Genomic DNA, 12,428 nt, shown 5'->3' on the forward strand with positions numbered 1-12,428 from the left:
TTCCTTTCCTATTTTCATAGGTAAAAAAGTATGTAAATAGACAGTTCTAAGCTTCGGGTGGAAATAGGAGCATTAGAACTGTCCCTTACACTCACCCTAAACGGTGTAAAAGAATCGTCCTTATCACACCATTATTGAATTGGATAAACCTGCCATTTAGATAGGTCAATGTCTTCTTTTTTGATCATGGAGGCTGGGAAGATAAAGGTCCATGGTTTGCTTGTGTTTGCTTTAACGGTGAAGTTATCTAGTTTGAAACCACCTCGGGCAATTTCTTCTTCACTGGCATCTTTTATGCCTAGTGGAATTTGCTGGAGGGTGATATTTTTTTCGGATCCATTTCGAATGAGGATGGTAACTGCTAATTCTCCGTTGTCATGTTGTTTGGCTTGGACACCCATAAAGTTTACTTCACCAGGTTTTAGTGGTTTGGCATGTTGAACGATTTTTTCTAAATTCGATTTTGTTTCATCTGCTATGGATTTTTCCCATGATTCTTCTAAATCAAGCTGATGCTTTTTCTTCAGTTCAAATGCTAGTGACCACTCACTTGGAATTTCTTCCACATCTTTTAACAAGTCGTCCTTGTTAAAAATAAACTTCCATGGTCTTGCACTGTTTGCTGGAATGGTACCAGCCTTTTCTAAATCAAATTCTTTCTTAGCAATGATTTCTTTGTCCGGGCCAAGTAATAAAATGGTTGTCTTACTAAATTTGATATTCTTTGGTACAGTATTACGAATTAATCCATTTGCCACAAACCCTTTATTCTTTAATTTATTCAGCTCCGTGCCATAAATGGAAATTTGGTTTATTCGCAATTTAGGGCTTTGGCTATTATGGAACGCAAATACATAGCGTTCTTCATTAGGCATTTTCCAATCGGAAGGAACAGACAATTCGGTTTCTAGTTCCTCCGTATTAGAAGATTCCGTTTGGGATTGTAAGTATTCATTTGCATCGATGGATTCCTCTTGTTTCTTCTTTTTCTTTTTTTTAGGAAAGCCGAGCATGTTTCATTCCTCCAATTTTATTTTTCCTTCGCTTCATTTTCTTTATCAATGATTCCTTGGATTAATCCTTTAAGACGATAAGCTAATTCATATTCAATGTCATTAAAGGTAGCTTCAAACAGTTTGTATCCTTCTTTTTGGAATAATTGAATCGGATCTTCTTGCTGATATTGCCTAATTCCAATCCCTTCTTTTAATTGATTCAATCGTTCTAGATGTCGTTTCCAGAGTGTATCAATCACAAATAAGGAAACGCCTTTTGCAGACATTTGAACCTTTTCCTTGTCTTCATATTGCTGAATGATTTCAAAATGCTCTTCTACAGAAGGCTTAACAAATGCTTTCAATTCATCTATGTTATTAAATTCCTCATCTTGTAGAGTAGGAGGGGAAAGCAGGATATTGGCTAACTCTTTTTCTAATTGTTCCAAATCCCATTCTTCAGGGAGCATATCATCCGTACAAAATGCTTCGATAATATGGTTTGGCAATTCTTCAATTTGTTTTTTAATAAACTGTAAAATATTCTCTGATTCTAAAATGTTATCACGTAATTGATAAGCAACTTTTCTTTGTTCGTTCACCGCATCTTCCAGTTTTAAATTATAATCACGGAATTGGAAATGCACGCCTTCACTAATTTTCTGTGCCGTATCCACAAACTTGTGTACATTTTCCGATGTAATCAATCCATCTTGATTTGATTTGAATTTCGGTTTCATTCGTTCTAATTCATCCTGCGCATAACGAATAAACAAATAATCGTCTAGCGAGATAATGAATTGAGTAGAGCCAGGATCACCTTGGCGAGCAGAGCGTCCTTTTAATTGATTATCAATACGTTTGCTTTCATTTCTTTCGGTTCCAATCACATGGAGACCACCTAATTCCTCGACACCTTCGCCAATCATAATATCTGTACCACGGCCAGCCATATTTGTCGCAATGGTAATTTGTCCTTTTTGCCCGGCTAATGCAATGAGATTTGCTTCTTGTTCGACACTTTTCGCATTAAGGAGCTGATATGATAAATTTTCTTCATCTAACGCATGAGCCACTTCCTCGGATTTAAGGATCGAAGTGGTTCCAATTAAAATGGGCTGACCTCTTTTATGTCTTTCTTTTACTTCTTTTACTAGTCGCTTATATTTTTGTTCTAAGGTCATAAAAACTAGGTCAGGAAGATCCTTGCGTTTATTTGGTTTGTTTGTCGGAATTTTAACAACATCCATCCCGTAGATTTTAAGTAATTCTTCCTTGTCAGATTTAGCTGTACCTGTCATCCCAGATAGGGTCGGGTACATCCGATAATAGTTTTGAACAGTAATGGAGGCATGTGTTTTATTTTCCTCCGTATTGACAAGTCCTTCTTTTGCTTCAATTGCTTGATGAAGTCCATCACTTAGGGAACGACCTTCCATAATTCGTCCGGTGTTCATATCGACTAATTTGATTTCGCCGTCTTCTACGATGTAATCGACATCCCGTTCATATAGAACCCTTGCACGTAATGCTTGTAGAAGGGCATGGAAAAGGGAGCTATGTTCCAGGTCAAAGAGATTGTCCAAACCAAACGTTTTCTCACACTTGTTAATGCCTTCATCCGTAAAGTTGACCACCTTCAGCTCTATATCATATGTAAAATCATCGTCTTTCTTTAGACCTTTCACAACAGAAGAGCAAACCTTGTACAGTCTATCACTTGGCTTATCTTTTCCAGCAATAATCAGAGGTGTCTTTGCCTCATCAATTAAAACACTATCCACTTCATCGACGATGGCAAAGTGATAGGGGCGTTGTACCTTTTGGTTGATATGTTGTACCGTGTTATCCCGAAGATAGTCAAATCCAAACTCCGTACCGACCCCATATGTAATATCGGATTGATAGGCCTCTTGTTTGATGAACGTACTAATTCCTGGTACATTCAAACCAACTGTTAGGCCAAGGAATTCATGAATTTGTCCGATCAGTTGTTTATCCCTGCGTGCTAAATAATCATTAACGGTTATAACATGGACACCTTTACCTTCAAGGGCAACTAAGTAGCTTGGTAGGGATGCGACAAGCGTTTTTCCCTCTCCTGTATTCATCTCAGCTATATTCCCCTCTAAGAGAACAAGACCGCCAAGTAATTGCACATCATAATGACGAAGCCCTAATATACGCTTTGAGGCCTCTCTGACTGTAGCAAAAGCATCAACGGCAATATCATGAATGGTTTTTCCGTTCTGTAGTTGTTCCTTAAATTCCGCCGTTTTTGCTTGTAATTCCTCATCGGAAAGCTCAACGTACTCTGCTTCTTTTTGATTTATTTGTTCAACAAGTCTATAATATTTTTTTAATTCACGTGAAGATTTATTAAATGGTTTAAGAATGCTCATTTGTGTAAAAACTCCTTAGTATTAATAGGCATACCCTTATAGTATAACATGAACAAAAGAGGAATACATTATCATCTGATATGTTAATGATTGTTCATATTGGACCGTTTTTTTGCTGTTGAATTGGCATAAAAAGGTGTGATGCGCAATGTATTACTGCTACGAAAATCCTCGATAAAAACTAATTTGATATGGACGATGGTTAATGGAGGAAAGCTAGTCAAATCCCAGAAAGCGATAAACTTCAAATGATCAGAAAAAAGCTCTACCAACACTGGTAGAGCTACGAGATTTCTAAATGTTCTTTTAACATGAGTTTAATTTCTTCTAGTACCGTTTCATCTAATTTCCAATAGTATACACTACCTGGTTGGTAGTCAGAACCTTCTAGTGTATACGTTTCGATATCGAGATTTGTTCCGCTTGTCCCGTATGAGATTAAGCTTTTTATCTCACTGAATGTCATGTTGGTTGTCATGTTGTCACCAACTGCTTCGATGACATCGTCGTATTTGAAAACAGACCCTACGGAAATGGCTTTATCCATGGCAGCTTTTATGATTTCCTGCTGTCTTTTACCTCGTTCAATGTCATTGTCCAGTTTTCTTGTTCTAGCGAGTGCAAGCGCTTGTTCCCCATTTAACTGTTGTTCTCCAGGGAGCAGGTGAATGGCACCCTTTTCTCCATCTGAGTTTTGCTCGTATAATTCGTATGGTACGTCAACGGTAATTCCGTTCAGCGCATTTACTACGTCGATGAATGCTTCAAAGTTTAGTGTCACATGATAATCGACAGGGATATCTAGTAAATGTTCCACTGTTTCAATTGTTGCTTTGGCACCGCCATAGGCATATGCGTGATTAATTTTGGTTTCCCGGTCAACTTCAGGGATATAAACCAAAGAATCACGTGGAATGCTAACAAGTTTTACACTTTTATCTTCTTTATTAAATGTAGCTAGCATTAAGGTATCTGAACGTGCAGCACCTTCATTGTCTCTTTCTTCACTTTCATCGGCTCCGATAATTAACATAGAGAAATTGTCCTTGGAAGGATCGACAGCCGTTTCGCGTAATTCCGACTTTTCTCTTCCGACCCCTTCATAGGATTCAGACATAACAGAACCAGCTTTTACATAGAGGTATGCTGCATAGGATGCAACCACAAAAAATGCAATAAAACAAAGGACTAAAAGAAAGTATAGCCTTCTTCTAAATTTACGTCTTCTTCTCTTTCTAACTAAACGCGATGGTGTTTGATTTTTATCAGACATTTGTATATTTCCCTTCATTATTAAGCATTTAGCTTTAAAAAGTATAAATGTTTTCTTATATTTAGTACTTCAAAAATTTTTATTCTATATATTAACTTAATATTAACTTAGCTTTATACTAACTTAACGTAAAAAAGCCTCCTCTATTTTACTATGAATAAAACGCATCGTAAATGATAACTTTCTAGATTAAAATTTGATGACTACTAATTTATTAGACGATGAAGTAGTAAAATAGATTCACTTTCCTTAGATATTATAACAGGAAATTGTTGGAAAATGGGGAAAGGTGTCATAGGAGGGCAATTCTCGCGTCGCAAGAAGAAAAGAGACGTTTCTGATGCAACATCCATATGTGCAATTCGAAACGTCCCCCGATTATACATGAATCTTTCCTCTTTCTTCCGTTGTTTCCTCGGTGTTTGTGACAAAGCGAGCTAGGGCCATACTTGAGTTCCCAATAGAGAACGTGTTCCATTCAGCAGCGAAATGTTTTACTTGGTTACGATCAAATGAATGGAACTGAATCACTTCTATAAGTTCATCCGTTGTAAATACAACTGGTCCAGGCATGGTTTCCTCGAAATGTTGAATAAGACCACTTTCCTGCTTATATTTTTCCAAATCATAAGCATAGAAAATCATTGGCTTTTCTAATAGAGAAAATTCAAATGAGATGGATGAATAGTCACTGATTAACGTATCGGTAACTAAAAGTAGTTCATTGATTTTATTTCGTGATACATCATAGACGAAACCTTTATAGTCATCCGTTAAAGAGCAAGAAACAGCAGGGTGAAGCTTAATGAAAAGTACATATTCATCGGAAAAAGCCTCATAAAGTTTTTTTAAATCAAGCTCAAGCTGAAAACGAGAAAGCTGATTATTTCGATAGGTTGGCGCATAAAGTAATACCTTTTTTTCTTTGATAATAGGAAACTTATTTTTCATTTTTTCATAGATTTGTTCGTGCCTATCGTGGTCAAAGAAAAAGTCCGTTCTCGGGACACCGGTTTTTAATATACGGTCATCCGTTAAACCAAAGCTTTGTTTAAACACTTCAGCCATTTTATCTGAACCGACCACCGTATAATCAAATCGATCATATACAGCCTGAAATCGGTTATTCGCTTTCTTGCTTCGTGTGGGAATAGTCGGATCTAATAATCCAAACTGTTTCAATGCTCCAGCCGCATGCCAAAGCTGGATGCACTTCGTACCTGGTCGGAAATGACACACAGCAAGAAATCCATAATACGTATCGACAAGTACAGTGGTTGCGGTTGCTAAATGGTAGATAGATTTTAAAAAGGAAAATGGGTGTTTGATGCTAAACGAAAGAATAGTACCAATGGAAGCATCAAATTTGAACCTGCAGGATGGATCCTTTAAAATAATAATTTCTTGTGATGATTGAGTGTGGATTGCGCGTGTGGCATAAAAAATATTGTCCCCAAACGAAGCAACACCGACTGTTTTCTTCTTTTGGGGACATAGTTTAAATAGAAGAAATAGAACTCTGAATACGAATAAATAAACAGAAATTGCCATTTCCCTAGCCATTATTCACCTTGAATAAATCATTTTTAATTTTCGTTGTTGAGATCCCTACAGTTCTCGGTAAATACACCACTTTGCAAAAATCCTTGAGAAAATCAAATTTGCCTTTCCAATCATCACCCATCACAAAAATATCGATATGATGCTTTTTCACATCGTCAACCTTCTGCTCCCAATTATGCTCTGGAATAACTTCATCGACATAGCGAATTGCTTCAAGGATAACTTTTCTATTTTCATAGGAATGGTAAGATTTTTTATTCTTTAATTCATTAAATTCATCAGTTGAAACGGCAACTACTAAATAATCGCCAAGTTCTTTTGCTCGTCGAAGTAAATTAATATGACCATTATGAATTAAATCGAATGTGCCATACGTGATTACTTTCTTCATCGGCAATTCCTCCATTGCGAAGTTTTTAAAACTCCAAAACATGATATTATTATTATAATAACACATTATTAAGTGAAGTTAATATTTAATTAACAATTGGTTAATATTTCTTCTAACCGTATAAGAATTGTATTATGATAGAAGTATAAAAATGAACGATTTCTATTAAGAGTTGCTGATTGTCGGTATGGGTAGTAGCACACCACAGAGGACGGTTTCAATCTTCCTTGGAAGAAAACAACTCCCTTGAAAAGTTAGTCGTTTATTCTCGCAAAGTTGTTTCACTGTCGAAGCGTTCCCTTGTATGACAGGAGATTCAGCCATGTGCTTTCCTTAGGATTCGACTGTCCGCCATTTCAATCATAATGTGAACATGTATCAAATAATGGAACAGACCAATAAACGTGAAGGAAGTTGCAAAGCATCAAACCAGCGAAGAAACTACATGAAAGAATCCTTTAATAAGGTATTTACCTTTTCTGCGTGCGATGTAATGCTGACGTAGTGGCACAAGTCCAAGAAGGCTTACCAACCACTTTGGGTGCGTAGGAGTGTATTTCTGGTTTGGTAAACGCCGTACTACCACACATTTTATTTCAAACTACGACAACGAAATTAATTATATGAAAAGAACTAGGATAAAAAGAGGTGCACGATGAAGCTTACCAATAGAAAGATAACCGATATTCATCTTTTAGAGGATACGTATTCTATTTCGATTGCTATAAAAAAGACTTATCTAGAGAGATGGGATAACTATTATTTTGCTTTGAATCAGCGTTATATAGGAGTGGAATTACCGCTGGATTATTCGAAAAAGAAAAGAGAGGGGGAATACTTTCTCTTTCAAGTAGATTTTCCATATCACTCGTTTGCTTCCTATTTCAACGAAGGCGAAGCATTGGATCTATATATTGTACGTGAACAGGGGGATGAACGAACACGCTCTCGGATAAAAAGTAATGATGATCATCTGGAATTTTTACAGTTACGTGTAGATAATGGTCAAATTTTTCATCCATTTACAACTAGAAAAGGGAATGTCAGTTTTTCGAGGAAAGATCCCTTCTTGTTTGGGCGATTGGAAAATGTGGATTTAACGAAGGATGGAATGCTTCATTTAAATGGGCTATATCATTATCCAGATTTGGAAAAAGTGATAAACTTGCAGCTGGTGATTACGTCCAATCTACATGATGATGTGATGGTATTCGATATCGTACAAGAAGACATACCGAAAACGTACAAGAATTATGATTGGTATAAGGCGATGAAGCATCAAGCTTTTTCTGCAAAGTTTGACTTGAAAACATATCTCACCCTTGGGAAAACACAATACTTCAAATTTTATTTGCAAATGGAAGTGAACCAGGATAACCGAACAGAAATGGTACAAAGTTCACGATTAAAGGTAAATACCTTAAAGCAAGAGTACCCAGTCACATTAAAACGCAAATTTGCTGGGAAGAAATTTAAGATATATTGTAAGCCAACCAGAAAATCAAAATACCTTTCCTTGTCTGTGGCTCCATTTAAGCCGATTCCTTCGATGCTTCGACGCTTGAAGCGAAAATGGGTTGAGATTCGCCGTAGTGATGAACTATTGAAATTATATAAGGTGGCCTTTTATTTACTTGGCAAAGTACTTCCGGTTCAGAAAAATCTTGTTGTGTTTGAGAGTTTTCATGGTAAACAATATAGTGATAATCCACGGGCCATTTATGAATACATGAAAGAACATAGGAAGAAATATCAGCTCGTATGGAGTGCGGATCGTAGACATATAGCAATCTTTCAGGAGAAAAATGTTACCTATGTTCGCAGGTTTTCCATACGCTGGCTATGGTACATGACTCGTGCCCGTTATTGGGTAACCAATGCGAGACTTCCACTTTGGATTCCGAAACCAAAGCACACGAAGTATTTGCAGTCTTGGCACGGAACGCCACTAAAGCGTCTGGCAGCAGATATGGAAGAGGTGCATATGCCTGGAACCAATACGAAAAAATATAAGAAGAACTTTATAAAGGAAGCAAGCAAATGGGATTATCTTATTTCACCAAACGCTTATTCCACGGAAATTTTCCGGAGGGCTTTTCAATTTGATAAAGAGATGATTGAATCTGGATATCCGAGAAATGATTATTTAACCAAGAGTAATCATCCCCGTGCGATAGAGAATCTTAAGGAAAAATTAAAGCTTCCTAAGGATAAGAAAGTGATTTTGTATGCTCCTACTTGGCGAGATAATCAGTTTTATCAAAAAGGGAAATATAAATTTAACCTTGAGCTTGACTTGGATAGGTTGTATGAAGCATTTGGCGATACCCATGTGATGGTTCTCCGGATGCATTACTTGGTGGCGGAAAATCTGGACATCTCAGCATATAAAGGATTTGTTTATGATTTTTCCAATTATGAGGATATTCGTGATTTATATTTAATCGCAGATGTATTAATTACCGACTATTCTTCGGTATTTTTCGATTATGCTAACTTAAAACGACCTATGATTTTCTTTGTTTATGATATCGACGATTATCGGGATCATCTCCGAGGCTTTTATTTTGATTTTGAAAGGAAGGCCCCAGGTCCATTGGTACAAACAACAGAGGAAATCATTGAGGAAATTCAGAAAATCGAGGAAAATGGATTTATGCCATCTGAAGTGGAGGAAGCATTCTATCAGCGATTCTGTTATTTAGAAGATGGAAATGCAAGTGAACGAGTTGTGAAAAAGGTATTCAATAAATGAGGGTAAATATGATATAGTATCATGGGTTACACTATTCGACTTTTTTAGTTTGAAGTGTAACAGTCATTAATAAGAAGCGTCATCATCTTAGGATGAGAGGACATAATCATGAATGCAATGATAAGTGTAATGAAAGAGCAGATACAGCATTTCTACTTAATTCGTAGGCTGTCTCTCTATGAAATAAAAAGTAAAAATAAAAATAATTATTTGGGCATGGCTTGGGAGATGTTGAATCCAGGCATCCAAATACTGATTTATTGGTTTGTATTTGGAACATTGCGGGAGAGGGAACCTGTTGAAGTGGCGGGAGTGGAGATACCATTTTTTAGTTGGCTTTTAGCAGCATTTTTCCTCTGGGTTTTCTTTTACCAAGCAACCATTCAAGGTTCGAAATCCATTTATTCTAGGTTAAAAATGTTATCGAAAATGAATTTCCCAATGAGTGTGATACCAAGCTATGTTATTTTCTCCCAATTTTATATTCATCTATTATTAATGGCAATCAGCATCATTATATTGCAATTTACCGGTCATCTGATGAATGTATACTATGTGCAGCTACCGTACTTTATGTTTGCCGGGATTAGTTTAATATTCGCCATTTCCTTAATAACATCGACATTGTCCACTATCATTCGTGATGTGCATATGTTATTAAATTCGGTATTACGAATGCTGCTCTATTTATCCGGAGTGTTATGGCCGATTACATTATTAGCCGATTTTCCAACGATTATGAATGTCATGAAACTAAATCCATTGTATTATTTAATAGAAGGCTACCGTGCATCCTTGTTTGGGACAGAGTGGTATGTAGTGACGCATTGGGAATACACGCTTTATTTTTGGGGTGTCGTAATCGTTCTATATAGTTTTGGAGCGGTATTGCATGTGAAGTTTAGAAGGCATTTTATTGATTATTTGTAGGGGAAGGGAATTTAAATTACCGCTACGGAAATAGACTACGTGCATCTAAGGCTCGTTACCCCTTCCGTGACAGCATCTTATTGGAGCGGAAAAAATAGGATGATAAATACCTTTCTTCTGTGGAGGCGAAATCGTTATGCAAAGGTTCGTCGCTCTATGTTTTAATTTGAATAATAAACTACGATATACCAAAACAGCCGAAAAGGTTTGTGAGTTCAATGGAAAAAGCAATCATTGTAAATAATGTTACGAAAAAATATAAATTATACCAAAACAACAAAGAACGCTTGCTGGACTTAATTACTCCCAAACATTATGGCGAAGATTTTTATGCATTGAATGGGATTGATTTTGAAGCGGAAAAAGGCGATATTGTAGGTTTTGTTGGGATTAATGGATCTGGAAAATCGACATTATCCAACATTATTGCTGGGATCGTTCCGGAGACATCTGGTACGGTACAATTAAATGGACAAGCTGCTTTAATTGCTGTAGCTGCTGGGTTAAAGAATGACTTGACAGGAAGGGAAAACATTGAATTAAAATGTTTAATGCTTGGCTTTAATAAGGAAGAGATTAAGAAAATGGAGCCGGAAATTGTGGAATACTCGGAGCTTGGAAAATTTATTGATCAGCCCGTTAAATCGTATTCCAGTGGGATGAAGTCCCGTCTAGGGTTTGCGATTTCGATTAATATTAATCCGGATATATTGATTATCGATGAGGCTCTCTCAGTTGGAGATAAGGCCTTTGCATCAAAAAGCTTGAATACCATGATGGAATTCAAGAAACAGGGTAAAACCATGATATTTGTCAGTCATTCGACAAAGCAAATGAAGGATTTTACCGATAAAATACTCTGGCTGGAATTTGGAAGAGTGAAGGAATTTGGGCGAACGGAGGAAGTTCTGCCTCGTTACGAAGCATTTATTAAATCATATAAAAAGATGACTAAGAAAGAAAAAGCGAGCTATCGCAAAAAAGCAATGGAAAATAAAATGCTGTTGTAGTGGGAAAATAATGGTACATTGCTTAAAATTTAGTTGAGAGGATATATTATGGCTAATCAATCTTTTTCGGAAAATCTAGTAACAATAATGGGAATTGATTTTATCAATGTGACAAAGGAAGACCTGCTGCAGCATTATCTTTATCCACGCTTAAAGCGAGAGGAAAAAAGCTTTATTGTGACAGCAAATCCTGAAATGGTTATGCGTTCCAAGGAAGATGCGAGCTTTAAGGAAATTATGAGAACCGCTGATTTTACCGTTCCGGATGGTGCAGGAGTGGTGATCGCATCGAAATTTGTTAAGGATCCGATTGTGGAGCGTATTCCTGGTTTTGAGCTTATGTTGGATTTGTTGGAACATGCTGAACGAGAAGGATTGTCTTGCTATTTTATAGGGGCCAAAGAGGATGTAATAGGAAAAACAATCCAAGAAGTGAAACGTAGACATTCCAAACTAAAAATTGCCGGATATCATCATGGATATTTTTCACTTCAAGATGAAGAAGTATTGCAAAATGTAGTAGATGCCCAACCAGACCTTATCTTTGTTGCTTTAGGGTCACCAAGACAGGAAATGTGGATTTCACAAAATATAGATTCCTTTACAAAAGGACTGTTTATTGGTGTTGGAGGTAGCTTTGATGTCCTGGCGGGTGAGGTAAAGCGAGCTCCTCATACATGGATTAAATACAATCTAGAGTGGCTTTACAGGATATTGAAGCAGCCATTTCGTCTCAAACGATTTTGGAAATCAATCAAATTTATGTTACGAATGTTCATATGGAAAGGGTAGAGGAGGGATTCGTATAGCGGATCGCTCTTTTTTTGTTGTCTAGGAAATTATAAAATTCTCTGATTTTGTGGATAACTTCTAAGGAAATCCTTTATCTAAATTTGTTTGTTTTGCTTGTAATAGTAGATTGTGTCATCATGCGGAAAGAAGTATACTGATGACTGGTTTCGAATGGTAGAAAGATATGGATTGTATAGTAGAAGGTCACATCACAAAGTATAACAGATATTAAGTTAAATAAAAATTCTATTCCCATAAGTACTAGAAGGCGGCAAGAATGTTCTCTTCTCCTTCTATATGATAAAATTGAACTGGTA

General features: G+C 36.6%; 9 protein-coding genes. 4 read left to right on the forward strand and 5 right to left on the reverse strand.

Translation table 11 applies throughout. From position 1 onward, the window contains the following. Positions 1 to 131 precede the first annotated feature (131 nt). From CAO17_RS01280 to tagD, 5 genes are all read right to left on the reverse strand, one after another. Positions 132 to 1,013, reverse strand: a complete 882-nt coding sequence (locus CAO17_RS01280; RefSeq protein ID WP_085991041.1) for an accessory Sec system S-layer assembly protein — start codon at positions 1,011 to 1,013, stop codon at positions 132 to 134. 17 nt (positions 1,014 to 1,030) lie between these two features. Then, complete coding sequence (gene secA2 / locus CAO17_RS01285) at positions 1,031 to 3,397, reverse strand: accessory Sec system translocase SecA2 (protein ID WP_085991042.1); 2,367 nt, start codon at positions 3,395 to 3,397, stop codon at positions 1,031 to 1,033. A gap of 283 nt (positions 3,398 to 3,680) precedes the next feature. Beyond that, entirely contained in the window at positions 3,681 to 4,670 is a 990-nt protein-coding gene (locus CAO17_RS01290; protein ID WP_085991043.1) for an LCP family protein, read from the reverse strand. A gap of 378 nt (positions 4,671 to 5,048) precedes the next feature. Beyond that, entirely contained in the window at positions 5,049 to 6,221 is a 1,173-nt protein-coding gene (locus tag CAO17_RS01300) for a CDP-glycerol glycerophosphotransferase family protein (protein WP_245831734.1), read from the reverse strand. A gap of 4 nt (positions 6,222 to 6,225) precedes the next feature. After that, positions 6,226 to 6,624 carry a glycerol-3-phosphate cytidylyltransferase gene (tagD, locus tag CAO17_RS01305; protein WP_085991046.1) on the reverse strand — a complete coding sequence of 133 codons (399 nt, stop codon included), beginning with the start codon at positions 6,622 to 6,624 and terminating at the stop codon, positions 6,226 to 6,228. Between the two features lie 655 nt (positions 6,625 to 7,279). Here tagD and CAO17_RS21805 point away from each other — a divergent pair. The 4 genes from CAO17_RS21805 to CAO17_RS01325 all read left to right on the forward strand — a co-directional run bounded on the left by CAO17_RS21805 (position 7,280) and on the right by CAO17_RS01325 (position 12,111). Continuing rightward, positions 7,280 to 9,379, forward strand: a complete 2,100-nt coding sequence (locus tag CAO17_RS21805) for a CDP-glycerol glycerophosphotransferase family protein (RefSeq protein WP_085991047.1) — start codon at positions 7,280 to 7,282, stop codon at positions 9,377 to 9,379. Between the two features lie 108 nt (positions 9,380 to 9,487). Beyond that, positions 9,488 to 10,309 carry an ABC transporter permease gene (locus CAO17_RS01315; protein ID WP_085991048.1) on the forward strand — a complete coding sequence of 274 codons (822 nt, stop codon included), beginning with the start codon at positions 9,488 to 9,490 and terminating at the stop codon, positions 10,307 to 10,309. Positions 10,310 to 10,527: 218 nt separating this feature from the next. Continuing rightward, positions 10,528 to 11,319, forward strand: coding sequence for a teichoic acids export ABC transporter ATP-binding subunit TagH (gene tagH, locus CAO17_RS01320; RefSeq protein WP_085991049.1), 792 nt, complete (start codon positions 10,528 to 10,530; stop codon positions 11,317 to 11,319). 48 nt (positions 11,320 to 11,367) lie between these two features. Beyond that, the gene (locus CAO17_RS01325; protein WP_085991050.1) at positions 11,368 to 12,111 is read left to right on the forward strand and encodes a WecB/TagA/CpsF family glycosyltransferase; all 744 of its coding nucleotides are present in this window, start codon (positions 11,368 to 11,370) and stop codon (positions 12,109 to 12,111) included. The last annotated feature ends 317 nt before the right edge of the window (positions 12,112 to 12,428 follow it).

Origin of the sequence: Oceanobacillus senegalensis, assembly GCF_900176885.1 — a bacterium.
Lineage (GTDB): Bacteria > Bacillota > Bacilli > Bacillales > Amphibacillaceae > Oceanobacillus > Oceanobacillus senegalensis.

What these genes read in the sequence shown, in the direction of transcription:
- CAO17_RS01280 (WP_085991041.1), bottom strand. Translation starts at nt 1,013, where the DNA reads ATGCTCGGCTTTCCTAAAAAAAAGAAAAAGAAGAAACAAGAGGAATCC.
- secA2 (WP_085991042.1), bottom strand. Translation starts at nt 3,397, where the DNA reads ATGAGCATTCTTAAACCATTTAATAAATCTTCACGTGAATTAAAAAAA.
- CAO17_RS01290 (WP_085991043.1), bottom strand. Translation starts at nt 4,670, where the DNA reads ATGTCTGATAAAAATCAAACACCATCGCGTTTAGTTAGAAAGAGAAGA.
- CAO17_RS01300 (WP_245831734.1), bottom strand. Translation starts at nt 6,221, where the DNA reads ATGGCAATTTCTGTTTATTTATTCGTATTCAGAGTTCTATTTCTTCTA.
- tagD (WP_085991046.1), bottom strand. Translation starts at nt 6,624, where the DNA reads ATGAAGAAAGTAATCACGTATGGCACATTCGATTTAATTCATAATGGT.
- CAO17_RS21805 (WP_085991047.1), top strand. Translation starts at nt 7,280, where the DNA reads ATGAAGCTTACCAATAGAAAGATAACCGATATTCATCTTTTAGAGGAT.
- CAO17_RS01315 (WP_085991048.1), top strand. Translation starts at nt 9,488, where the DNA reads ATGAATGCAATGATAAGTGTAATGAAAGAGCAGATACAGCATTTCTAC.
- tagH (WP_085991049.1), top strand. Translation starts at nt 10,528, where the DNA reads ATGGAAAAAGCAATCATTGTAAATAATGTTACGAAAAAATATAAATTA.
- CAO17_RS01325 (WP_085991050.1), top strand. Translation starts at nt 11,368, where the DNA reads ATGGCTAATCAATCTTTTTCGGAAAATCTAGTAACAATAATGGGAATT.